This is a genomic window from Mesorhizobium sp. LNHC229A00 (genome assembly GCF_000502415.1).
Lineage (GTDB): Bacteria > Pseudomonadota > Alphaproteobacteria > Rhizobiales > Rhizobiaceae > Mesorhizobium.
In genome coordinates, this window is sequence record NZ_AYWQ01000006.1 from 662,812 (window position 1) to 686,229 (window position 23,418).

The 23,418-nt window shown below is 64.0% G+C and carries 16 protein-coding genes and 2 pseudogenes; 10 read left to right on the forward strand and 8 right to left on the reverse strand.

The genetic code is table 11. From position 1 onward, the window contains the following. Positions 1-18: 18 nt before the first annotated feature. Both X742_RS154255 and X742_RS154250 read right to left on the reverse strand, forming a co-directional pair. Positions 19-2,820: a [protein-PII] uridylyltransferase gene (locus tag X742_RS154255; RefSeq protein ID WP_023772518.1), complete on the reverse strand. Its 2,802-nt coding sequence runs from the start codon at positions 2,818-2,820 to the stop codon at positions 19-21. Positions 2,821-2,909: 89 nt separating this feature from the next. After that, positions 2,910-3,713, reverse strand: a complete 804-nt coding sequence (locus X742_RS154250) for a glycosyltransferase family 25 protein (protein WP_023772519.1) — start codon at positions 3,711-3,713, stop codon at positions 2,910-2,912. 237 nt (positions 3,714-3,950) lie between these two features. Between X742_RS154250 and X742_RS154245 the strand changes: the two genes are divergently transcribed. From X742_RS154245 to X742_RS154235, 3 genes are all read left to right on the forward strand, one after another. After that, positions 3,951-6,467, forward strand: coding sequence for a heavy metal translocating P-type ATPase (locus tag X742_RS154245; protein ID WP_023772520.1), 2,517 nt, complete (start codon positions 3,951-3,953; stop codon positions 6,465-6,467). 43 nt (positions 6,468-6,510) lie between these two features. Continuing rightward, a complete protein-coding gene (locus X742_RS154240; protein ID WP_023772521.1) occupies positions 6,511-6,903 on the forward strand; it encodes a DUF305 domain-containing protein in 393 nt (130 codons plus the stop codon). 98 nt (positions 6,904-7,001) lie between these two features. After that, positions 7,002-7,847 (forward strand): aldo/keto reductase, encoded by an 846-nt coding sequence (locus X742_RS154235; RefSeq protein ID WP_023772522.1) that lies wholly within the window; start codon positions 7,002-7,004, stop codon positions 7,845-7,847. Here X742_RS154235 and mutS read toward each other — a convergent pair whose 3' ends face one another. After that, the gene (gene mutS, locus X742_RS154230) at positions 7,848-10,580 is read right to left on the reverse strand and encodes a DNA mismatch repair protein MutS (protein ID WP_023772523.1); all 2,733 of its coding nucleotides are present in this window, start codon (positions 10,578-10,580) and stop codon (positions 7,848-7,850) included. It abuts the gene before it with no gap. Positions 10,581-10,739: 159 nt separating this feature from the next. Between mutS and X742_RS154225 the strand changes: the two genes are divergently transcribed. From X742_RS154225 to X742_RS1000000176530, 3 genes and pseudogenes are all read left to right on the forward strand, one after another. After that, a complete protein-coding gene (locus X742_RS154225; RefSeq protein WP_023772524.1) occupies positions 10,740-11,933 on the forward strand; it encodes a glycosyltransferase in 1,194 nt (397 codons plus the stop codon). 132 nt (positions 11,934-12,065) lie between these two features. Then, positions 12,066-14,324 (forward strand): annotated as a pseudogene (locus X742_RS154220) (NADP-dependent malic enzyme); the annotation flags it as partial. A 23-nt stretch (positions 14,325-14,347) separates the two neighbouring features. Then, positions 14,348-14,491 (forward strand): phosphate acyltransferase, encoded by a 144-nt coding sequence (locus tag X742_RS1000000176530; RefSeq protein WP_023772526.1) that lies wholly within the window; start codon positions 14,348-14,350, stop codon positions 14,489-14,491. Positions 14,492-14,516: 25 nt separating this feature from the next. Here X742_RS1000000176530 and X742_RS154215 read toward each other — a convergent pair whose 3' ends face one another. Further along, positions 14,517-15,425: a LysR substrate-binding domain-containing protein gene (locus X742_RS154215; RefSeq protein WP_023772527.1), complete on the reverse strand. Its 909-nt coding sequence runs from the start codon at positions 15,423-15,425 to the stop codon at positions 14,517-14,519. A gap of 120 nt (positions 15,426-15,545) precedes the next feature. Between X742_RS154215 and X742_RS154210 the strand changes: the two genes are divergently transcribed. Both X742_RS154210 and speB read left to right on the forward strand, forming a co-directional pair. Further along, positions 15,546-16,649, forward strand: coding sequence for a polyamine ABC transporter substrate-binding protein (locus tag X742_RS154210; RefSeq protein WP_023772528.1), 1,104 nt, complete (start codon positions 15,546-15,548; stop codon positions 16,647-16,649). A 44-nt stretch (positions 16,650-16,693) separates the two neighbouring features. After that, the gene (gene speB / locus X742_RS154205) at positions 16,694-17,653 is read left to right on the forward strand and encodes an agmatinase (protein WP_023772529.1); all 960 of its coding nucleotides are present in this window, start codon (positions 16,694-16,696) and stop codon (positions 17,651-17,653) included. A gap of 13 nt (positions 17,654-17,666) precedes the next feature. On the opposite strand, the gene X742_RS154200 is transcribed toward speB, so the two are convergent. Continuing rightward, positions 17,667-18,395, reverse strand: a complete 729-nt coding sequence (locus tag X742_RS154200; protein ID WP_023772530.1) for an antitoxin Xre/MbcA/ParS toxin-binding domain-containing protein — start codon at positions 18,393-18,395, stop codon at positions 17,667-17,669. Between the two features lie 266 nt (positions 18,396-18,661). Continuing rightward, positions 18,662-19,569: pseudogene (locus X742_RS154195) on the reverse strand (adenosine kinase). 198 nt (positions 19,570-19,767) lie between these two features. Here X742_RS154195 and X742_RS154190 point away from each other — a divergent pair. Both X742_RS154190 and X742_RS154185 read left to right on the forward strand, forming a co-directional pair. Further along, the gene (locus tag X742_RS154190) at positions 19,768-20,670 is read left to right on the forward strand and encodes an EamA family transporter (RefSeq protein ID WP_023772532.1); all 903 of its coding nucleotides are present in this window, start codon (positions 19,768-19,770) and stop codon (positions 20,668-20,670) included. A 118-nt stretch (positions 20,671-20,788) separates the two neighbouring features. Beyond that, positions 20,789-21,499 carry a sulfate transporter family protein gene (locus tag X742_RS154185; protein ID WP_023772533.1) on the forward strand — a complete coding sequence of 237 codons (711 nt, stop codon included), beginning with the start codon at positions 20,789-20,791 and terminating at the stop codon, positions 21,497-21,499. 6 nt (positions 21,500-21,505) lie between these two features. Here X742_RS154185 and X742_RS154180 read toward each other — a convergent pair whose 3' ends face one another. Together X742_RS154180 and X742_RS154175 are read right to left on the reverse strand one after the other, a co-directional pair. Then, positions 21,506-22,504, reverse strand: coding sequence for a proline racemase family protein (locus X742_RS154180; RefSeq protein ID WP_023772534.1), 999 nt, complete (start codon positions 22,502-22,504; stop codon positions 21,506-21,508). A gap of 15 nt (positions 22,505-22,519) precedes the next feature. Then, positions 22,520-23,323, reverse strand: a complete 804-nt coding sequence (locus tag X742_RS154175) for an oxaloacetate decarboxylase (RefSeq protein WP_023772535.1) — start codon at positions 23,321-23,323, stop codon at positions 22,520-22,522. Positions 23,324-23,418 lie beyond the last annotated feature (95 nt).

A 23,418-nucleotide genomic window follows, 5' to 3' on the forward strand; every position in this document is an offset into this window, starting at 1 on the left:
AGAAGGAGATGATGGCCGTCACTCGGCGGCTGCCTTGGCCTTGCCGCCGCGTTCGAGCGCTACACCTTCGAGCGTCGCTATCAGCCGGTTGCGGGTGGTGGCGATGCGGGCCGGGTTGTCGATCTTCTGGCCGGTGAGGTCGGTGACATAGAAGGTGTCGATGACCTTCTCGCCGAAGGTGGTGATATGCGCCGATGCGATGTCCAGCGACAGGTCGGACAGTGTTCCGGTGATTTCCGACAGCAGGCCGGGGCGGTCGAGCCCCTCGACCTCGATCACCGAAAACCGGTTCGACAATGCATTGCGGATTTCGGCGCGTGGCGGGATCTTGAAGACCTTGGATCCGCGCCTTGGCTTGGTGCGCTTCTCGATCATCTCCGGCAGCCAGCTCTTGCCCGACAGCACGTCCTCGATCAGCCGGCCGACGCGCTCGGCGCGCCGGCGTTCGTCCTCGTCGCGGTCGAATTCTCTCGAGATCAGGATCGTGTCCAGCGCGCGGCCGTCCGACGTGGTGAAGATCTGCGCGTCGACGATGTTGCCGCCGGCGCCGGCGCATGCCCCGGCGATGACCGAGAGAAGACGGGGATGGTCCTGCGCCAGCACGGTGATTTCGGTCACCGCCTCGAATTGGTGGGTCTTGACCATGGTGGCGAGCTTATTGCCCGCCGCGTCCGCCTCGCGGATGAATTCGGCGTGGCGAAGCTGGTCCGGCAGGTCCACGGTCAGGAGGTAGTTTTCATAATGCAGTCCGACATAGCGCTTGCGCGCCTTGTCGGGCCAGTCGGCGAGCGCCTCGGCCAGGCGTTCGCGCGCCGCCGCCGTGCGTTGGGCGCGCGAGACTTCCGAAAAGCCGCCGGTCAGCAGCAGTTCGGTCTCGTAGTAGAGCGTACGCAGCAACTGGCCCTTCCAGCCGTTCCACACGCCCGGTCCGACGCCCCTGATGTCGCAGACGGTGAGGACCAACAGCATCTTCAGCCGCTCGACCGATTGCACGATCGAGGCGAAGTCCTCGATCGTCTTGCGATCGTTGAGGTCGCGGGTCTGCGCCGTCATCGACATGACGAGGTGGTTCTCGACCAGCCAGGCGACGGTTTCCGTATCGGCCGGCGAAAGCCCCATATGCGGGCAGATCCGCCTTGCGATCCTGGCGCCGGCCTCGGAATGGTCCTCTGGTCTGCCCTTGGCGATGTCGTGCAGCAGTACGGCGACATAGAGCGCCTCGCGGCTTTTCTTCAGCCCCGGCATCAGCGCATGCGACAGCGGATGCACCTTCTCGCCGTCGCCGCGCTCGATCTCGGCCAGCACGCCGATGCAGCGGATCAGGTGCTCGTCGACCGTGTAGTGGTGGTACATCGAGAACTGCATCATGGCGACGATCTTGCCGAAATCCGGGATCAGCCGGCCCAGCAATCCCGCCTCGTTCATCCGCCGCAGGTTGAGCTCGGCGTTGCGGTCCGAGGTCAAAATGTCGAGGAACAGCCGGTTGGCTTCCTCGTCGCGCCTGAGCGATTTGTTGACCAGGCCGAGCGAACGGGTGAGCAGTTTCAGCGCATCGGGATGAAACTCCAGCCCGTGCTTGTCGGCAAACCAGAACAGCCTGAGAAGATTGACCGGGTCGCGCTCGAAGACGCCGTCGTCGGCGATGTTGATGCGATGGTTGTCGACGATGAAGTCCGACGTGCCGGCAAGCTTGCGCTTGCGGCGCTGGAAGGTGAGGAAGATGCGGTTGAAGCCGGGAACGTGCTTGGCCTGCTCCTCCTCCAGGGCGGCGCAGAAGATGCGGGTCAGGTCGCCGACGTCCTTGGCGACGAGGAAATAGTGCTTCATGAAGCGTTCGACCGCCGACAGGCCGGGGTGGGTCGTATAGCCGAGCCGTTCGGCGATCTCGCGCTGAATGTCGAAATGCAGCCGCTCCTCGGCCTTGCCTGTGAGGAAGTGCATGTGGCAGCGCACCGCCCACAGGAAATCCTCGGCCTTCTGGAACTCGCGGTACTCGGCTCCGGTGAAGACGCCTTTCTCGACCAGTTCCTCGCCGGTGCGCACGCGGTAGAAATATTTGCCGATCCAGAACAGCGTCTGAAGGTCGCGCAGGCCACCCTTGCCGTCCTTGACGTTGGGCTCGACCAGATAGCGGCTTTCACCGGCCTTGGCGTGGCGCTCGTCGCGTTCGGCGAGCTTGGCCTGTACATATTCCGGGCCGGTCGTGCGCACCACCTCATGGTCGAAGCGCAGCATCAACTCGTCATAGAGCTTGCGTTCGCCCCACAGAAAACGGGCTTCCAGGATCGAGGTGCGGATGGTGATGTCGGTGCGCGACAGCCTGAGGCACTCATCGATGTTGCGGGTGGCATGGCCGACCTTCAGCCCCATGTCCCACAGCATGTAGAGCATGTATTCAACCGTTTGTTCGCCCCACGGCGTCTGCTTGTAAGGCAGCAGGAACAGGAGGTCGATGTCGGATCCCGGCGCCAGCGTGCCGCGGCCATAACCGCCGACGGCAACGACCGCCATGCGTTCGGCGGAGGATCGGTTCTTCACCCGGTAGACATGGGTTGCGGCAAAATCGTAGAGCGAGCGGATCAGCTCGTCCATCAGGTGCGACAGCCGTTCGGCGCAGGCGTTGCCGCCACCATCTTGCCTCAGCATGGCTTCGGCTGTCTTGCGGCCCTCGGCGAGACGCCGCTTCAGAAGCTGAAGAACGGCCGTGCGGATGGCCTTGCTGGAACCGTCGCCGGCACTGGCCTCGGTTAGCGCGGTCATCTCGCGGCGCAAGGCTTCGCCGTCGATCAGTTCATCGAGCTTCAGGGAGATTTTCGCCATAGATACCGGTTGGCCTTGCCTTTTGGGCGGCGTCTATAGCGTGTTTTCGCGGCGCTGGGTATGGGCCTGCTGTCAATCCGGCAAACGCTCTAGTCGGTTGCCTCGACTGGAGCGAGCGGGACGACAATCTGCCGCCGTAGCCTGCAGAGATCGATCATCTGCCGCGCTGCCCGCCTGGCCTCCCTGCGAATACGCGCGAGAGCCGGTATCCCGTGTCCATTGGCGAGCCCGCTTGCGACCCACTCGGCCTCCCGACTCTGTTCGAGCAGGCTCGGCAACCTGTTGCGCACGAATTGGTCCTGCGCACAGAGCGCCGGAACAAGCTGGTAGATCGTCTTGCCGGTCGAGATCGCGAATGTGGGATCGAAGACGAGATTGTCCACCGCCACATTGACATCGGCGGTTGTCTCGAGAAGCGCGCGTGCCGTCTGCCGGGAGAGCAGGTAACCGCCCGTGCCTATGTGGTGCTTGCGGAGCCTGAACAGCGAAAACCCGCCGCCGACGGGCAACCTCTCCCGCTGGATCACGGTAGTGTGGAAGAATGTCTCGAGCTTGACGACATCGGCGTCGGCGGGGATCCAGTTCGTATCGGCAAGCAACGCACCGGCTTTCGCGGAAAACACCATGTCGTCCTCGAAGACGGCGCCGAAGGGCGAGTCGTCTTGCGCGATGATGGCCCAGCAGGCGCGATGGCTGTGCAAGCATGCGATCTCGCTGCCGGACAGACGTCGCACCGCATATCGTGCATGCTGGCGCTCCAGCGCGAGGTCTGGCCGGTCCCTTGCATCGATTGCGGCGACCCGCTCGAATCCGAGGCCGATGCGCGCAAACTCCGCCCTCATATGCGCAAGCCGGTCGGGAGACCGATCGAGGTTGATGACCAGACGCTTCATCTGTTGAACGAATCCAAGGCGGCACCAAGCTGCCAGAGCGCAACAATTTTAATGAGAAGAATTTTGACACGGCAATTCTAGCGAGCAACGTTTAGCATCGATAGCGCGTTTGTATAGGGAAATTCTTCCGATCCGACGACTCCCCAACTCCTGAATGTGAAAGGTCAAAACAGCCCTTGACCTTCCAGTTACTGGAAGCACTACCTCTGCTTCGAAGCATTGCATCGAGGCATCGAAATGACGCATTCAGATCACGATCATCACACGCATGGCGCCCATGGTGGCGGCTGCTGCGCGGCAAAGGGCACGGGCGGAGGCTCGGATGCGGTTCTGCGCGATCCGGTCTGCGGCATGGCGGTGGAGCCGGCCGCCGGCAAGCCGACATCCGAGCATGGCGGCCGCCTCTATCATTTCTGCAGCGAGCGCTGTCGTTCGAAGTTCAAGGCCGAGCCGGGAAGCCACCTGATCGCAGTCGACCCTGTCTGCGGCATGAGCGTCGACCGCGCCGACGCCAGGTATTTCGTCCGCCATGAAGGCCAGGGTTTCTATTTCTGTTCGGCCGGCTGCAAGGCGAAGTTCGAGGCGGCGCCTCAAACCTATCTCGGCGACGGGCCAGCGCCGGCGCCGATGCCCAAGGGCACGCAATACACTTGCCCCATGCATCCGCAGATCATCCGCGACAAGCCCGGCTCCTGCCCGATCTGCGGCATGGCGCTCGAGCCCATGGGCGTGCCGACGGGCGATGAAGGGCCAAATCCCGAACTGGTCGACTTCACCAGACGCCTCTGGGTGAGCGCGGTGCTGTCGGTCCCGCTGCTGATCGTCGCCATGGCGCCGATGATAGGCCTGTCGCTTGAGGGCCTGGTCGAGGATCGCGCGAAGGTCTGGATCGAACTGATCCTGGCGAGCCCCGTGGTGTTGTGGGCAGCCTTCCCGTTTTTCCATCGCGGCTGGGACTCGATCCTCAACCTCAGCCCCAACATGTGGACGCTGATTTCGCTGGGTGTCGGCGCCGCCTATCTCTACAGCGTCGTCGCCACGCTCTTCCCGGACATCTTTCCGCATCAGTTTCGCGGCCATGGCGGTGCGGTGCCTGTCTATTTCGAGGCGGCAGCCGTCATCGTGGCGCTGGTCTTCCTCGGCCAGGTGCTGGAACTGCGCGCCCGCGAAAAGACCGGATCGGCGATCCGCGCGTTGCTCGACCTCGCGCCGAAGACCGCCCGGCGGGTCGCCGAGGACGGCGCCGAGATCGATATAGCGCTGGACGAGGTCAAGAGCGGCGATCGCCTGCGCATCCGTCCCGGCGATGCCGTCCCGGTCGACGGCACGGTGCTCGAAGGCCGCTCCTCCATCGATGAATCGATGATTACGGGCGAACCCTTGCCGGTCGAGAAGGCCGAAGGCGACGCTTTGACCGGCGGCACGCTCAACAAGAATGGCTCGCTGATCATGCGCGCCGAACGGATCGGCGCCGAGACGACACTGTCGCGCATCGTCGAACTCGTCGCCAAGGCACAGCGCTCGCGCGCGCCGATCCAGGGCCTGGCCGACCGCGTTTCCTTCTACTTTGTCCCGACCGTCGTCCTGGTCGCGATCGCCGCATTCGTCGCCTGGGCGATCTTCGGCCCCGAGCCCAGCCTGATCTTCGCCATCGTCTCGGCGGTTTCGGTGCTGATCATCGCCTGTCCCTGTGCGCTGGGTCTCGCCACACCGATGTCCATCATGACCGCTACCGGGCGCGGCGCGCATGCGGGCGTGCTGATCAAGGAAGCCGCCGCGCTGGAGCGCTTCGCCTCCGTCGACACGCTGATCGTCGACAAGACCGGCACGCTGACCGAGGGCCGGCCGAAATTGACCGATGTCATGGCTGCCGGCGGCTTTTCCGAGGACGAATTGCTGAGATGCGCCGCGACCCTGGAAAAAGGGTCGGAGCATCCGCTGGCCGAGGCAATCGTCGAGGGAGCCGGCCAGCGCGGGGTGAAGATCGCAGAGGCCCGCAGCTTCGAGGCAGTTACCGGCAAGGGCGTTTCCGGCTCGGTGTCGGGCAAGAAGGTCGCGCTCGGCAATGCCGCGATGATGGCCGATCTCGCCGTCGACGTTTCCGGGGTCCTGGCCAGCGTGGAAGCCTTGCAGGGCGATGGCAAGACGGTGATGTTCGTCGCTGTCGACGGCAAGCTGGCCGGCATCGTCGCCGTCGCCGATCCGGTCAAGGCAACCACGGCCGAGGCGATCAAGGCGCTGCATGACAGCGGGCTGCGGATCATCATGGCGACCGGCGACAATGAGCGGACAGCTAGGGCGATCGCTGGACGGCTTGGCATAGACGAGGTCCGGGCAGGTCTGTTGCCCGAACAGAAGGCAGCGCTGGTCGAGGAGCTGCGCGGCAAGGGTGCCGGCGTCGCCATGGCCGGCGACGGCGTCAACGATGCGCCCGCGCTTGCCGCCGCCGATGTCGGCATCGCCATGGGAACGGGCGCCGATGTCGCGGTCGAAAGCGCCGGGATCACATTGGTCAAGGGCGACCTAAACGGCATCGTACGCGCCCGAACCCTGGCCCAGGCGACCATCGGTAACATCCGGCAGAACCTGTTCTTCGCCTTCCTCTACAATGTGCTTGGCGTGCCGGTCGCGGCCGGCGTGCTCTATCCGCTCACCGGCACGCTTCTGTCGCCGATGCTGGCGGCGGCGGCGATGAGCCTGTCCTCGGTCTCGGTGATCGCAAACGCATTGCGCCTGAGAACGTTGAAACTCTGAGATTAACCCCCAGATACGAAACCCAACCGACAGGAGACTATGAATGACCTTGGCTAAAAAACTTGTGCTGCTGCTGATGGCCGCTGGAATGCTGCTTGCCGTCTTCCTCGAAAGCGTGCCGGCGCAGAGCGAGGAGATGAAGCACGACATGGGTGCCATGGCCATGGGAGCGGAAAGCCCTTCCACGGCAGGCTACAAGGCGGCAATGGACAAGATGCATACCGACATGATGGCCTCCCAATATACCGGCAGCGCCGATGTCGATTTCGTCCGTGGCATGATCCCGCACCATCAGGGGGCGATCGACATGGCCAAGGTCGAGCTTGCCAATGGCAAGGATCCGGAAATCCGCAAACTCGCCGAAGGCGTCATCGCCGCGCAGGAAGCCGAAATCAAGCAGATGCAGGACTGGCTCGTCGCCCATCCGGTGAAGTAAGGCATCAAACAGCGGCGACAGGACAACCCGAGCTCCATCCTGGATTTCTCCGTTTGCTTGTGATGCCATGCGCCTCGATCGCTTACCCAGGAGTCCCCATGCCCACGACGACAAGAACCACCAAGCTGCCTTCGGGCGAAGCCGTCCAGGTGCTGGGACAGGGCACTTGGAAAATGGGTGAGGATGCCCGCCGTCGAGCCGGGGAGGTCAATGCCTTGAAGCTTGGGCTGGACCTCGGCATGACGCTGATCGACACCGCCGAAATGTATGCCAGCGGCGGCGCCGAGGAGGTGGTGGCCGAAGCCATTGCAGGCCGGCGCGAAGAACTCTTTCTCGTCTCCAAGGTGCTGCCGTCCAACGCCTCGCGAGCCGGCGTGCCGGCGGCTTGCGAGAAAAGCCTGAAGCGCTTGCGCACCGATCGCATCGATCTCTATCTCCTGCACTGGCCGGGCAGCGTGCCGTTGGCCGAGACGGTCGAGGCCTTCGAGGCGTTGAAGAAGGCCGGCAAGATCCGCCACTGGGGCGTCAGCAATTTCGACACCGACGAGATGGAGGAACTGACCGGGCTCGGCGCCGGCGGCAATGTCCAGACCAATCAGGTGCTTTACAATCTGTCGCGGCGCGGCCCCGAGTTCGATCTGGTACCCTGGAGCCGAGAGCGAGGTATCCCGTTGATGGCCTATTCGCCGGTGGAGCAGGGTGCCTTGGCGCGCAACAGCAGGCTTGACGCCATCGCCGCCCGCCACAATGCGACCTCTGCACAAATCGCCTTGGCCTGGCTGATGCATCAGGACGGCGTTATCGCCATTCCCAAGGCCAGCAGCCAGGAGCACGTCCGCCAGAACTTTGCCGCGCTGGACATCAAGCTTACGTCCGGTGACCTCGCCGATCTTGACCGTGCCTTCCCGCCGCCGACGGGAAAACGCGGGCTGGAGATGATCTGATTATTTCCCCGTCAGCCCCTTCAGCCGGTAAAGCGCCTCCAGCGCTTCCTTGGGGGTCATCTCGTCGGGATTGATGTCGCCGAGCGCGACGCCCAGCGCGTCGCTCTTCACCGGCTTTGGCGCTTCCCGTTTCATCGCCACCGAAAACAACGGTAGGTCATCGACCAGCCGGTTGGTCTTGCCGGAGACCTCGCCTTCCTCCAGCTGGTGCAGCACCGCCTTAGCGCGGTCGACCACCGCTTCCGGCAGGCCGGCGAGCCGCGCCACCTGGACGCCGTAGGAGCGGTCGGCGGCACCCTTGCCGACCTCGTGCAGGAAAACGACGTCGCCTTCCCACTCCTTGACCCGCATGGTGACATTGGAAAGCCGCGCCAGCTTTCCCGCGAGCGACGTCATTTCGTGGAAATGGGTGGCGAAGATCGCCCGGCAGCGGTTCTTCTCGTGCAGATACTCCACCGCCGCCCAGGCAATCGACAGCCCATCGAAGGTGGCGGTGCCGCGGCCGATCTCGTCGAGGATCACCAGCGCCCGTTCGCCGGCTTGGTTGAGGATCGCCGCCGTCTCCACCATCTCGACCATGAAGGTCGAGCGGCCGCGCGCCAGGTCGTCCGAGGCGCCGACACGTGAGAACAGCCGGTCGACGACGCCGATATGGGCAGACGCCGCAGGCACGAAGGAGCCGGTCTGAGCCAGGATGGCGATCAGCGCGTTCTGCCGCAGGAACGTCGACTTGCCACCCATGTTGGGACCGGTCAGCAGCCAGATCGCGCCGTTCTTGGCATTGCCCTCCGGCGAGAGGTCGCAATCATTGGCGACGAACGGGCCTTCGCCCGAACGGCGCAGCGCCTGTTCGACCACTGGATGCCGCCCGCCAGAAATCTCGAAGGCAAGGCTGGAATCCACCACCGGCCGGCACCAGGCCTCGCTTTCCGACAGAAGCGCAAGCGCCGCCGACACGTCGAGCACGGCAAGCGCGTCGGCGCCGGCGCGGATCGCCTCGGCCGCGCCGACCGCCTCCGCCGTCAGCGCATCGAAGGCGGCCAGTTCGAAGCTCAGTGCCCGGTCGGCGGCATTGGCGATCTTGGTCTCGAGTTCGGCGAGTTCGGTCGTGGTGAAACGCATGGCGTTGGCCATGGTCTGGCGGTGAATGAAGCGCGCCTTGGCGCCATCGCTGCCAGTCATGACGGCATGATGATTGGCCGTCACCTCGATATAGTAACCGAGCACATTGTTGTGCCGGATCTTCAGGGAGCGGATGCAGGTCTCCTCGATCAACGAGCGCTCTAGTCCGGCGATCACTTTTCGTGACTCGTCGCGCAACGCCCGCATCTCGTCGAGTTCCGGGTGATAGCCGCCGCGAACGAAGCCGCCGTCTCGTTTGAGCAGCGGCAGTTCCTCGCCGAGCGCCTGGGTGAGATGCTGGGCAAGCGCCTTGGGCAGCGCGTTAATCGCCGCCATTGCGCCGGCCAGTTCCCAAGGCAAGGCGGTCGCGGCAAAGGTTTCGGCGATGGCGCCTGCCGCCTCGAAGCCGGCGCGCAACGCGCCGAGATCGCGTGGCCCGCCCCGGTTGAGCGCCAGCCTGGACAAGGCGCGAGGCATGTCGGCGACGCTCTTCAGGCTCATCCGCACCGCCTGGCAAAGCCTGACCTCGGAGCGGAAGAACGAGACGGAGTCCAGTCGCGCGCCGATGGCCGCTGGGTCGGTCAGCGGCGCCATCAGCCGGTCGGCGAGCAACCGTGCGCCCCCACCGGTCACCGTGCGGTCGATCGCCTTGAACAACGAACCCTCGCGGCTGCCGGACAGCGTACGCAACAGTTCGAGATTACCGCGCGTCGCCGGATCGATGAACAGGGTCGAGCCCTGCTCCTCGCGCTCGGGCCTCGACAGCGGCGGCCGCTCGGCCTTTTGCGTCTTCTCGACATAGGCGATGGCGCCCGAGATGGCCGACAGTTCGGCGCGCGAAAACGTGCCGAAACTGTCCGGTGTCGCCACCTCGAAGAAACGCGCGATCCGTCCCGTGGCCGAGGCCGAATCGAACAGGCTCGGCGGCTGTGGGCTGGCGACACGGCCGAGCACGTCGAACACCGGCTTCAGGTCGGGATCATGAAACACCGGCTCGGCGACGATGAGCTCGCGCGGATCGACACGGAAGATGTCGGCCAGCAGCCGGTCGCCGGTGGTCTCGGCGACGCGGAAGGCACCGGTCGAGATGTCGATCCAGGCAATTGCAAAGCTGTGCTCGCTGCCGCCCTTCACCCGACCCAACGCCATCAGAAAACTCGATTCCGACGGCGCCAGCAATTTGTCCTCGGTGATGGTGCCCGGCGTCACCAGCCGCACCACGTCGCGGCGCACGACCGATTTGGAGCCGCGTTTCCTTGCCTCGGCCGGATCCTCGATCTGCTCGCAGACGGCAACGCGGAAGCCCTGGCCGATCAGCTTCTGCAAATAGTCGTCGGCCGCATGCACCGGCACGCCGCACATTGGAATGTCGTGGCCCTGATGCTTGCCGCGTTTGGTGAGCACGATGCCCAGCGCCCGGCTCGCCTTCTCGGCATCGTCGAAGAACAGCTCGTAGAAATCGCCCATGCGGTAGAACAGCAGCGAATCCGGGTTAGCCGCCTTGATCTCGATGAACTGCTCCATCATCGGCGTGACGGTGGCAACGCCGGGCTGCGGCGGCGTCATCGCCTCGGGGGCGGCGTCGGGCTCGTTCGGGCTGTGCATGTTCATGGCGCGGCACGCTAGCAGATGTGATGGCGGGGTTTAATGCCAGGCCATCGAAAAGCAGGGGAAGACCGCGAGCTGTCTCCCCGGAATGGCTATTCGGCTGCATTGCCCGACGCGGCGATCCCAAATATCTGTCGTCTTTGGGTATAAGGGCGGGGCTTCATGGACAAAGACGGGCACGAAACGTTCGAGGAGATGGTGGGACCGATCGACTCGCCATTCGAGCGCTTCTGGCTCAATGCTGCTCGCCAGGCCGGCCAAAGGGTAGGCAATCTGAAGCAGCTGGCGGCCAATAGGCTTCCTTTCATCCTTCCGACTACCGGCCCTTTCTCCGGTTTCGACGGAGGCATCCGGGTAGCTGTCCATGTCATCAGTCATGATCCGCTGATGATCTACACGCCGATCGGCGGCGAGCGCCCCCTCAACTCGGTCGTGGCAATCGGCCGTCGCCTGGCCTCGCGCCGCGCCGCCTTCCTGATGATGCCTAACTGGACACTCGAGCGGCCGCGTCTCATCCCAAAGCTCGGCAGGGACCTCGCCTGGCACCGCGAGCGGTTTCCAGCTCATGAGTTGATTTTTCTCTGCAACACCGAGGAAGAGCGCCGTCTGGTCACCGCTGTTGGAGGAACCGCGATCTTCTCCAACCACAATCTGATGATCAACGAGGACATCTTCCGACCCTTGCCGGATGTCCCCGTCGAGTTCGACGCGGTCTATAATGCTCGCATCTCGCACACCAAGCGCCACCACCTCGCCTTCGATATCGAAAGGCTGGCCCACATCACCTTTTCGATCGGCGAGTTGCCGCGGGCCGGCAACCGTGCCTTCATCCGCCGCTTGCAGGCGCAATCGCCGCTGCATCGCATCGCCAACCCGATCATCGATGGTCTGGCTGGCTTGCTGCCGCCGCAGGAGATCAACCGCATCTACAACCAGGCTTCGGTTGGCCTCTGTCTGTCGGCGGCGGAAGGAGCGATGCGCTCCAGCATGGAATATCTGATGGCGGGGTTGCCGGTGGTGAGCACGCCCAGTCTTGGCGGCCGGGACGTCTTTTTCGATCCGGACTATTGCATCATCGCCGAGCCCGATCCGGCGGCGATCCGGCGCGCGGTCGAGACGCTGCGCGATCGCGCCATTCCCCGCGAGGAGATTCGCAACCGCACGCTGGCCAAGGTGCGGGCTCAACGACAGGAACTCACAGTGTTCCTGTCGGAACTGTTGAAGAGGATGGGAAGCAGCCAGCCGCCGCTATCGCAATGGCCGTTTCCCGAAATTGGTCTCTTGCGGCGCTGGGCAACGGCCCGCCAGCATGCGCACGAAATCACGACATTTGGAACGGCGCGGAAAGGCTTCTGACCAGCCGTGTCCGCTTTGAAGCAGCCTTGCCCAGCTTCGTGGTTTACACGCGGGGGCCCGTGGTCTTAATTCGCAAGCACACAGGCACCCGTTTCAAGGAGGTGCTTCATCGGCGAGGAAATCAAAAGCATCATGGCCAGGAAAACCGAGAACAACGGTCCGTCCGTCAGCGCGCAGGAAGCGCTCGAATTCCACGCCATGGGCCGACCCGGCAAGCTGGAGATCGTCGCCACCAAACCGATGATGACGCAACGCGATCTCAGCCTCGCCTATTCGCCGGGCGTCGCCGTGCCGGTGCGAGCCATCGCCGAGGATCCATCCAAAGCCTTCGACTACACGACGCGCGGCAACATGGTCGCCGTCATCTCAAACGGCACCGCCATTCTTGGCCTCGGCAATCTCGGCGCGCTGGCCTCAAAGCCGGTGATGGAAGGCAAGGCGGTGCTGTTCAAGCGCTTCGCCGATGTCGATTCCATCGACCTCGAGGTCGACACCGAGGATGCCGACGAGTTCATCAACTGCGTGCGCTTCCTCGGTCCTTCCTTCGGCGGCATCAACCTGGAGGACATCAAGGCGCCGGAGTGCTTCATCATCGAGCAGCGCCTGCGCGAGCTGATGGACATTCCGGTCTTCCATGACGACCAGCACGGCACCGCCATCATCTCGGCCGCCGGCCTGATCAACGCGCTGGAGATTACCGGCCGCGACATGAAGACCACGAAGATGGTCTGCAATGGCGCGGGTGCCGCCGGCATCGCCTGTATCGAGTTGATGAAGGCGATGGGTTTTTCGCCCGAAAACATCATCTTGTGCGACACCAAGGGCGTGGTCTTCCAGGGCCGCACCGAAGGCATGAACCAGTGGAAGTCGGCGCATGCGGTCAAGACGGAGGCGCGTTCCCTGGCCGAAGCGCTCGACGGCGCCGACGTCTTCCTCGGCCTTTCCGCCAAGGGGGCACTGACCACCGCCATGGTGCAGTCGATGGCCAAGAACCCGATCATCTTCGCCATGGCCAATCCCGATCCCGAGATCACCCCGGAGGAAGTCGCCGAGATCCGCACCGACGCCATCATGGCCACCGGGCGGTCGGATTACGCCAATCAGGTCAACAACGTGCTCGGCTTTCCCTACATCTTTCGCGGCGCGCTGGATGTCAGGGCCACCACCATCAATGACGACATGAAGGTCGCCGCCGCCCGCGCGCTGGCAGAACTGGCGCGCCAGGACGTGCCCGACGATGTCGCCGCGGCCTATCAGGGCAATCGGCCGAAATTCGGCCCCAACTACATCATTCCGGTGCCGTTCGACCCGCGCCTGATCTCGGCCATTCCGATCGCCGTGGCCAAGGCGGCAATGGACTCGGGGGTCGCGCGCAAGCCGATCCTCGATCTCGACCGTTACGCGCAGGAGCTTTCCGCCCGCCGCGACCCGATCGCCTCGACCCTGCAGCGCATCTACGACCGCGTGCGCCGCCAGCCCAAGCGCATCGTCTTCGCCGAGGGCGAGGAGGAGCAGGTGATGCGCGCCGCTGTCTCCTACGTGAACCAGCGGCTCGGCACCGCCATCCTGCTCGGTCGCGACGACGTCATCAAGGAGAACGCCAGGCACGCCGGCATCGACCTGAACAAGCAAGGCATCGAGATCATCAATGCGCGCCTGTCGCGCCGCAATTCGATCTACACCGACTATCTCTACGAACGCATGCAGCGCAAAGGCTTCCTGTTCCGCGACTGCCAGCGGCTGATCAACAACGACCGCAACCATTTCGCCGCCTGCATGGTGGCGCTGGGCGACGCCGACGGCATCGTCACCGGCGTGACCCGCAACTATTCGACCGCGCTTGACGACATCAGGCGCGTCATCGACGCCAAGCCCGGCCACCGCGTCATCGGCGTCTCGATCGTGCTCGCGCGCGGCAAGACCGTGCTGGTCGCCGACACCGCGGTGCACGACATGCCCAACGCCGAGCAGATCGCCGACATCGCCGAGGAGGCGGCGGGCTTCGCTCGCCGCATGGGCTACGAGCCAAGGCTCGCGATGCTTGCTTATTCCACCTTCGGCCATCCACAGGGCGAACGTTCCGAGCGTGTCCAGGAAGCCGTGCGCATCCTCGACAAGCGGCGCGTCGACTTCGAATATGACGGCGAGATGGCCGCCGACGTCGCGCTCAACGCCCGCGCCATGGCGCAATACCCGTTCATAAGGCTGACCGGTCCGGCCAACGTCCTGATCATGCCGGCTTTCCACTCGGCCTCGATCTCGACCAAGATGCTGCAGGAACTCGGCGGCTCGACCGTCATCGGCCCGCTGCTGGTCGGCCTGAACAAGCCGGTGCAGATCGTGTCGCTGAATGCCAAGGACAGCGATATCGTGAACATGGCGGCGATCGCCNCTCGGCCTCGATCTCGACCAAGATGCTGCAGGAACTCGGCGGCTCGACCGTCATCGGCCCGCTGCTGGTCGGTCTGAACAAGCCGGTGCAGATCGTGTCGCTGAATGCCAAGGACAGCGATATCGTGAACATGGCGGCGATCGCCGCCTATACGGCGGGGGCTTGAGGGGCTTTCCTTCGTGTTGGACGCCTCACGCCAGCCGCATCACCTGCTTGTGGCTGGCGATCTCAGATAGCAGCCAATCCCGAAACAGCCTGACGCTGATTGAATTGCGGTTGCCGGGCTTCTGCCGCAGGCAGTAGCTCTGTGGAATTGCGTGGCGGATCGTGAAGGGCGCGACCAGCTGGCCGCTGGCCAGCAGGTCCTCGACCATGATGTTGTCGGCCAGCGCAACGCCGCCGCCATTGACGGCCTCACGGACGGCAAGCGCCGGGTCGTGGAAGATCGGGCCAGGTTTCGCGTCCAATCCGGCGAGCCCCTCCTTCTCGAACCACTCCTCCCACCACACCGTGGTGTTTTCATGCAGCAGCCGGCAGCTTGCGAGATCGGCGGGTTTTCGTGGTGCATTCGTTTTGTCGAGGAAAGCGGGCGAGCACACCGGAAAGATGACGAGCGAGACGAGCGGAAGGAGCGAGGGATCGCCGGTCTCAACGGTGAACAGCACCAGCAGATCGGCGCTCGGGTTGCCGCCCCGGTTCTCGTCGTCATGAATCGAGATATCGAGTTCGCAGTTGGGATGCCGGTCGCGGAAGCGTGGCAAGCGATCGGCGAGCCAGAGGTTCATGAAGGTGGCGTTGATCGACAACGAAGCGCGTCTGGCCTTGCGGCCTATTGCCTGTTCGCCGGTTTCCTCGGTCGCATTCTCGATTTCGCGGAAAGCCGCCGACAGCCGGCGGGCGTAGTGTGTCGCCTTCGGCGTCAGCGCCACTTGCCGGAAGCCGCGCTCGAACAGGTCGAGGCCCAGCGCCTGTTCCAGCAGCCGGATGTGGCGGCTTACCGCCGAAGGGGTGAGCCGGAGTTCGTCCGCCGCTTCCTTGAAGCTGCGCAGCCGTGCCGCCGCTTCGAAAGCCCTGATGGCATTCAGTGAGGGGAGCTTCATGGGGTGATGAGACAGCATCAGGTGAATTTTTGTCAACTGACTCGGGCCGAAAAGCCGTTTGTCTGAAAATGCCGCGTCCGTCAGTTTGTGGCCATAGCCCTTCTGCTGGAAAGCCGCCCCATGCGCAGTCTCGCCCTGCTTGCCGCTTCGATGCTTTGCCTCTCCGCCGCCTCGCTTTGCGGTGCAGCCGCGGCCGAGGACAAGATCGTCAACATCTTCTTCTGGTACGACTACGTGCCAGCCGACACGATCACGGAATTTGAAAAACAGACCGGTATCAAGGTGGTTTACGACACTTTCGATTCCGTCGACATGCTGACGACCAAGGCGCTGACCGGAGGCTCGGGCTACGACATCATCATGCCGGGCGCGGCGTTGGTCGGACAATATGCCGAGGCCGGCGCCATTCAGAAACTCGACAAGGCCAAAATCCCCAATGCCGGCGGCCTCAACCCTGACATCATGGCATTCCTCGCCAGGCAGGATCCAGGCAATGTCTACGCGCTCCCCTACGCCTATGGCACCACGGGCATCATGTATAACCCGGCCAAGGTCGCCGCGCGGATGAAGGACGCGCCGGTTGACAGCCTCGACATGATCTTCAAGCCGGAGATCGCGGCCAAATTCCAGGATTGCGGCATCGCCATGGTCGATTCGCCAGAAGGCGTGATGTCGGTGGCGCTCAACTATCTCGGCTTCGATCCGTTCTCCACCGACGAGGCCGAGCTGCGCAAAGCCGGCGCATTGCTGGCTGCCATCAAGCCTTACATCAGGCATTTGAAATCCGGGTCGATCATGAGCGAACTGGCAGCGGGCGACCTCTGCCTGGCGCTCGGCTGGAGCGGCGACGCGATCGGCGCCAACGCCAAGGCGGCGGACTCCAAGAACGGCGTCGACGTGCGCTATTCCGTACCTAGGGAAGGTACGGAGATATTCTTCGACGTGATGACCGTGCCGGTCGATGCGCCGCATCCCGAAAATGCGCATGCCCTGATGAATTTCCTGATGGCACCGCAAGTCAGCGTCCGCTTCACCAACGCGACGCTCTACCCCAATGCCGTGCAGGCAGCGACTCCTTTGGTCGATGAAACCGTGCGCGACAACCCGAACATCTATTTCTCGAAAGACATGCTGAAGCGGCTGTTCGCTGCCCAGCCGCGCGACCCGAAATCGCTGCGTCTGGTCACCCGCCTCTGGACGAGCTTCGTCACCGGCACGAACTGAGCCGTATCTGTCACCCCTCATTCCCCAGAAATGGACCTCGGCAAATGTTGCAGCCCCTTCCTCGTGCCCGCGAAACCGACGATGCCGTCTTCGGCAAGCATATCCATGGCGGCTCGCACGAGCCGGTCTACAGCGGCGTGCTCTCCTTCATGCGACGCCGGCTGAGCCGCGATCTCGCCGGCGTCGACGTCGCCATCTGGGGAATTCCCTTTGATGCCGCCGTCTCCAACCGTCCGGGCGCCCGTTTCGGGCCGCAAGGCGTGCGGCGTGCTTCAGCCATCCTCGAGGGCGATCCGCAATATCCTTTCCAGACCGATCCGTTCGAAAGGCTGGCGGTCGTCGACTACGGCGATTGCGGGCTCGATTTCGGCAGGCATGACGACACGCCGCGGCAGATCGAGGCGCAAGCGAGCGAGGTCGTCGATGCCGGCGTGACGCTGCTTTCCATTGGCGGCGACCATTATGTGACATGGCCGCTGCTTCGGGCCCACGCGAAAAAATACGGCCCCATGGCGATGGTCCAGTTCGATGCCCATCAGGACACCTGGTACGACGAGGACAGGCGCATCGACCATGGCTCGTTTGTCGCAAGGGCCGTTCGCGAAGGCATCGTCAGGCCGGACCGGTCCATCCAGGTCGGCATCCGCACGCATGCTCCCGAAACCCTCGGTCTGGAGATCCTTTACGGTGAGGATGTCGCCGAGCTTGGTGTCATGGGTGTCGTGGAGCGCATCAAGGCCCGTGTTGGCGATGCCAGGACCTATCTGACCTTCGACATCGATTGCCTCGATCCGGCCTATGCTCCTGGCACGGGCACTCCGGTCGCGGGCGGCTTGTCCTCTCGCGAGGCGCTGATGATCCTGCGCCGGCTCGGTTCGCTCGACATTGTTGGCGCCGACGTTGTCGAGGTGGCGCCCGCCTATGACCACGCCGATATCACGTCGCTTGCCGGGGCGGCGGTGCTGCAGCACTATCTCGGCCTGCTCGCGGAACGAAAGGGCTGACACCGCGCCGACTTCACCCCGGTGCGAACGCCCGCGCCGCCTCCACGACTTCCTCCGCCTGGTCCTGCCGCATCAGGTCGATCGGAATGCGGCCGTCGAGCTGTGCCGCAGGGCGGCTCAGCCACAGCCATGCGAGTCTCGGATTGCCGATCAGCTCCAGCACGTCGCTTATGCCCGCGACCGGCCTACCATCGACGAACTGCGCCAGCGGGAAGACGTGCTTGCGGCCGCCCTTGCGCAGAGCGATGACGTCGCCGCGCCTCTGCCAGCGGTGCAAGGTGGAGCGGGCGATGCGCAGGTTCTCTTCCAGATAGGTCGAGCCGGCGACGCGGCCGGCCCAGTCCTCGATCAGCATCGATTCGAGGTTGTCGGAATGGGGAAGCGGGAGCGGGGTGTCGGCGCCGGCCAAAAGGGCCGAGGACAGGTTCTTCGCGCCAGCGGTGCCGGCTTCGCCGCGGCGCGCGGCTTCCGCCGCCAGCGCCCGCACGAATTTCTGGGCCAGACCCGGAAGGTCGGCATGGATGGCGTCGATGGCGCGCTGGTGCTTGGGCGACAGCTGGGTGACGGCGGACGCTATGCTGCCGGCGATCTTGCCGACCGAGACCATTGTGGGGCCGTTGATGGCTTCGTCATAGTGGGCAAGCGCACGCTCGACCTTTTCCGCTACCATGTCGGCGAAATCGTCTTGCTTGATGCCGGTCGTCTTGGTCTGAAATGTCGTCTTAATCTGAAATCTTGTCATGCATCTGTTTTCTGGGCCGCGCGCTCTCCTCCCTCGGCCGCGGCCGGTTGTTGAACGGTTACGGCGGAAAGTGGAAAGTGCGACGGCAACAGATGTAGCGACCCGACAGGTTGCTGTCCTGCATTGCTTCACACCCGATTAGCATGTCGAAATGTCAGTCACGGCACGCTCGCATTTCGTGTAGGAGCGGTATGTGACAGCTGCGCGACGGTCGGAAGCGGTCTGCGCTTGCCTTACCCCACAAGGGGGCGAAGAGAAAGGCGTTGTTACAACAACCCCGCCCACTCGGCCTCTTTGCGCAGATTCTGCCGTGGCCTAGGGCCTATCTGTTGGATTACCAATCCGGCCGCCAGTGAGCCAAGATCGCCGCAGGTCTGGAGGTCGCGCCCCTGTGTGTAGCCATGCAGGAAGCCGGCGGCGTAGAGATCGCCGGCGCCCGTCGTGTCGACCAGTTCCTTGATGGCGGTCGCCTGGATGACCACTGTCTCGTCGCCACGCACGATAACCGAGCCCTTTTCGGAGCGGGTAACCGCCGCGATCCTGCAATCCTTGCGTATCTGCGCAAGCGCTTCCTCGAACGATGGCGTCTGGTAAAGCGACTTGATCTCGTGGCTGTTGGCAAAAACGATATCGACCGTGCCCGAACGCATCAGGTCGAGGAACTCGTCGCGGTAACGGTCGACGCAGAACGAATCCGACAAAGTCATCGATACTTCGCGACCGGCCGCGTGCGCCAGTTTCGCCGTCTGCCGGATGGCTTCCTTGGCGCGGGGCGGATCCCACAGATAACCCTCGAAATAGGTCACCTTGGCGCCGGACGCCTTGTCGGCTTCGACATCTTCCGGCCCGAGTTCGACGCAGGCGCCGAGATAGGTGTTCATCGAGCGCTCGCCATCGGGGGTGACGAAGATCATCGAGCGCGCCGTCGGTGGCTCGCCCTGGAGCGGCCTGGTGTCGAAGGCGACACCCTGCGCGTGGATGTCGTGCGCGTAGATTTCGCCCAGCGCATCGTTGGAGACCTTGCCGAAGAAGGCGGCGCGTCCGCCGAAGGAGGCAACACCTGCCGCCGTGTTGCCGGCGCTGCCGCCGGAGGCCTCGATCGCCGGGCCCATGCGGCTGTAGAGCAATTCGGCGCGCTGNCATTGCCGATGCAAAGCACGTCATAATCCGGCATCAATGTCTCCGCCAAAAACCCGGGCCGGCTTCTTGCCATGCCCGCGCGGGTCTACAGCATGATCCTGAAAACTGGCAACCGATTTCTGTCCTTGCCGCACCAGCCAGGCGCTACGACAATTCGTCCGTGGCCGAAACATTTCGTCGCGATGTCGCCTACATCTGCGCCTGTTCGATCACGGTCCGAAGGCGCGAGCCCATGCCTGCCAAAAACGACACGACCACCGACTTGGCATTGCTTGGCGTGCTGGCGGTACTTTGGGGGGCCTCCTACACCTTCATCAAGATCGGCGTAGAGACCATCCCGCCCATCACCTTCATCGCGGCCCGCACCCTGATCGCCGGCGCCATCCTGTTCGCCATCATCCGCTGGCGCGGGCTTGCCATGCCGGGCGATGCGGCAAGCTGGCGCCGCTTCGCCTTCCAGGCCTGCCTCAACAGCGTCGTCCCGTTCACGCTGATCGCCGCAGCCGAGCGTTCGGTCGACGCCGGCCTTGCCACCATCCTCAATGCCACCTCGCCGATATTCACCTTCCTGCTGACGGCGCTCATCACCCGTCATGAGCCGGTGACCGCGCGCAAGCTGGTCGGCGTCGGCGCCGGCATCGCCGGCATCTGCCTCATCGTCGGCACGCAGGCCCTTGGCGGCATCGGCCACCAGCTCTGGGCACAGATCGCCATCGTCGCGGCAACCGTGTGCTATGCGGGTGCCGCCATCTTCGGCCGTGGTTTCAAGAGCCTAGATCCGATGCTTCCCGCCGCCGGTTCGATGCTGTGCGGCGCCATCATGCTGGTACCGCTCAGCCTGGCGGTCGACCAGCCATGGACCCTGGCGCCTTCGGCGGCTTCCATCCTTGCCCTGCTCGGCCTGTCGGTGTTTTCGACGGCACTGGCTTTCGTCATCTATTTCCGTCTGATCCACACGCTGGGTTCGGTCGGCACTACGTCTCAGGCCTATCTGCGGGTGCCGATCGGCGTCGGCATCGGCGCCGTCTTCCTCGGTGAAAGCCTGGGTCCCACGGCCTGGCTCGGCATGGGGTTTGTCGTTGCCGGCGTGGCGGCCATGACCATGCCGGTTCGCAAGCCGGCCTTAGCTGGATAGGCAGATCTGGGAGCAGACGAAGGCAAGCAACCGCCCGCGCTTGTGCTCGGGGGCCGCACCGCCTATCTCGAAGGCGTCCTGCCTTGTGGATGTGTCCGCTGACCTGGGGTGAAGCACGGTGATTTTCGACGCTGCCCGCACCGCGGCCCTGGAACTGCTCTCGCCTCCGTTTCGCGCCGTGTTCATCAAGACGCTCGGGCTGACCCTGCTGGCGCTGGTCGCCCTGTGGTTCGGCCTGACCAGCCTGATTGAATGGCTGGCCCTGCCGTGGCTGCAGACGCTGTTGCCCGGCATGCCGTCCTGGGCCGGCTGGTTGGGCGGCATCGTCGCGGCCATCGCGCTGGCCTTCGGCATGGCGCTTCTGATCGCACCGGTCACGGCGGTGATCGCCGGCCTGTTCCTCGACGATGTCGCTGAAGTCGTCGAGCGCACCGATTATCCCGGTGACCCGGCCGGACGCGCCATGCCGGCACTGCGCTCGCTGGTGCTGGCGATAAAATTCTTCGGCGTCGTCATCCTGGGCAACGTCGTGGCGCTGCTGCTTCTGCTGGTGCCGGGCATCAACATCGCCGCCTTCTTCATCGTCAACGGCTATTTGCTCGGGCGCGAATTCTTCGAGTTCGCAGCCATGCGGTTTCGCGGGGAAGAAGAGGCCAGAGCCCTGCGCAGGCAGTATGCCGGTACGGTGTTTCTCTCCGGGCTCGTTGTCGCGGCCTTCCTCGCCGTGCCGCTGCTCAACCTGCTGACGCCGCTCTTCGCCGCCGCCATGATGGTGCACCTGCACAAGGCGATCTCGGCACGGGAAGTCGCACACGCCTCGCGGCGCTAAATCTCTTCAACGTAGTAGAAATCCGCGCCCCAACTCGTCGTCCGGTTCGACAATGAATTCGGCTCGTCCGGAATAATAAGCACGGCCGCAGACGCGGGCGACGACCGCTTCATGCGCGCCGGCTCGCGCTGTTCGCGCCACCTGCCCGGAAAAGCGCGAGCCGGCGATGCTCTCGAACGTTCGCGTCTGCCCGACGGCGATCTCGCCCTTGGCATGCATTGCCGCCAGCCGGGCGGTGACGCCGGAACCAGTTGGCGAGCGGTCGACCTCCGCCTCGGCGAAGACGCAGATATTCCTGGTGGCCTCTCCGGAAAAGGCGTCCTTTCCATCGGTCAGGATGGTGCCATAGAGGAAGGCGAGGTCATCATGATCGGGATGCGACAGCGGAAACTCGGCCTTCAGCCGGTTCGTCAGCGTGGTGGCCGCATCGACGAAGTCCCGCACGCGGTCGCGGCCGAACTCCAAGCCGAATTGATGACAGTCGGCCAGCGCGTAAAAAGCCCCTCCATAGGCGATATCGAAACCGATCTTGCCATAACCAGACAGATCTATCTGTTGGTTGGCGGCAAATAGGAAGGCCGGCACGCTCTCGAACGACACCGCGCCGGCTTTGCCATCGCTGACTGCGACCGAGGCGACGACCAGGCCGCACGGCGCCTCGATGTTCACGGTGGTGAATGGCTCCTGCTTCGCTACCAGCCCTTCATCGACGGCGTAGCGGCCGAGGGCGACGATGGCGTGGCCGCACATGGTCGAATAGCCCTCATTATGCATGAACAGCACCGCGAGGTCGGCGCCGGGCAAATCGGGCTCGACCAGCAAAGCGCCATACATGTCGTAGTGGCCGCGAGGCTCGAAGATCAGCAGCTTGCGCAAATGGTCGAGATGGCCCCGCACATAGACGCGCTTCTCAAGAATGGTGCCCTTGGGGATAGTGGGATAACCCCCCGTGACGATCCGTAGCGGCTCGCCACCCGTATGCATGTCGACAACAGTAAGGTTCATGCGGCCGAACCCATCCTAGCCCTGGGATTTGCCGAACAGCGCCTGCAGCTTGCCGAACGGCATGGCGGCGCGGGTGAAGCCGAACGTGCCGTCCTGCTGGATCTCGCGTGCTGCCGTCTCCAGCATGCCGTAGGCGAAATTGGTCAGCCATGGCCCAAGCGAAATCCGCCTGGCACCGGCCATGGCGAGGTCGGCGATGGTGAAGCCGGGCCTTGCCATGACATTGACCGGCTTGCCGACCGCCGAGCAAAGCGTCCGGACCATGTCGACGTCGCCGATACCAGGTGCATAGAGCACGTCGGCGCCGGCCTTTTCGAACGCCTGCAGCCGCTTGATCGTGTCGTCGAGATCGGACTTGCCCCAGAGGAAATTCTCGGCTCGCGCCGTGAAGACAAAGTCGCGCTTCAGCGCCCCCGCCGCCTCGACCGCTGCGGCGACGCGCTCGACCGCGTGCGAAAACTCGTAGATGGGCTTTTCAGGATCGCCGGTGTGGTCCTCGATCGAGCAGCCGGCAAGCCCGGCCGCCTCCGCCGCGAAAATGGTTTCGGCGGCCTGCTCGGCGCTGTCCCCCTTGCCTTTCTCGAGATCGGCCGAGACCGGCAAGTCGGTCGCGGCCGTCACCTCGCGGCAATGATGGATCATCTGGTCGAAGGTCACGGCCCCATCCGGCAGGCCGCGCGAAAAGGCAAAGCCGGCGCTGGTGGTGGCCAGTGCCTTGAAGCCGAAGGAGCCGAGCAGCTTCGTCGTGCCCGGATCCCAGGGATTGGGCATGACGAAGGTCGAGGCATGCAGGTCGCGAAAAATCTTGCCCTTGTCCATGAAGGCTCCCCCATATCGAATGTTGGGGCGGATGCTACCGCGCTGTTTGCGGCCGGGCAAACGAATGCGGTTGGTTCAGAAGCGTTTCTCGTTCT

What these genes read in the sequence shown, in the direction of transcription:
- X742_RS154215 (WP_023772527.1), bottom strand. Translation starts at nt 15,425, where the DNA reads ATGAAGCTCCCCTCACTGAATGCCATCAGGGCTTTCGAAGCGGCGGCA.
- X742_RS154210 (WP_023772528.1), top strand. Translation starts at nt 15,546, where the DNA reads ATGCGCAGTCTCGCCCTGCTTGCCGCTTCGATGCTTTGCCTCTCCGCC.
- X742_RS1000000176530 (WP_023772526.1), top strand. Translation starts at nt 14,348, where the DNA reads ATGCTGCAGGAACTCGGCGGCTCGACCGTCATCGGCCCGCTGCTGGTC.
- mutS (WP_023772523.1), bottom strand. Translation starts at nt 10,580, where the DNA reads ATGAACATGCACAGCCCGAACGAGCCCGACGCCGCCCCCGAGGCGATG.
- X742_RS154190 (WP_023772532.1), top strand. Translation starts at nt 19,768, where the DNA reads ATGCCTGCCAAAAACGACACGACCACCGACTTGGCATTGCTTGGCGTG.
- X742_RS154235 (WP_023772522.1), top strand. Translation starts at nt 7,002, where the DNA reads ATGCCCACGACGACAAGAACCACCAAGCTGCCTTCGGGCGAAGCCGTC.
- X742_RS154240 (WP_023772521.1), top strand. Translation starts at nt 6,511, where the DNA reads ATGACCTTGGCTAAAAAACTTGTGCTGCTGCTGATGGCCGCTGGAATG.
- X742_RS154200 (WP_023772530.1), bottom strand. Translation starts at nt 18,395, where the DNA reads ATGACAAGATTTCAGATTAAGACGACATTTCAGACCAAGACGACCGGC.
- speB (WP_023772529.1), top strand. Translation starts at nt 16,694, where the DNA reads ATGTTGCAGCCCCTTCCTCGTGCCCGCGAAACCGACGATGCCGTCTTC.
- X742_RS154175 (WP_023772535.1), bottom strand. Translation starts at nt 23,323, where the DNA reads ATGGACAAGGGCAAGATTTTTCGCGACCTGCATGCCTCGACCTTCGTC.
- X742_RS154255 (WP_023772518.1), bottom strand. Translation starts at nt 2,820, where the DNA reads ATGGCGAAAATCTCCCTGAAGCTCGATGAACTGATCGACGGCGAAGCC.
- X742_RS154250 (WP_023772519.1), bottom strand. Translation starts at nt 3,713, where the DNA reads ATGAAGCGTCTGGTCATCAACCTCGATCGGTCTCCCGACCGGCTTGCG.
- X742_RS154245 (WP_023772520.1), top strand. Translation starts at nt 3,951, where the DNA reads ATGACGCATTCAGATCACGATCATCACACGCATGGCGCCCATGGTGGC.
- X742_RS154180 (WP_023772534.1), bottom strand. Translation starts at nt 22,504, where the DNA reads ATGAACCTTACTGTTGTCGACATGCATACGGGTGGCGAGCCGCTACGG.
- X742_RS154225 (WP_023772524.1), top strand. Translation starts at nt 10,740, where the DNA reads ATGGACAAAGACGGGCACGAAACGTTCGAGGAGATGGTGGGACCGATC.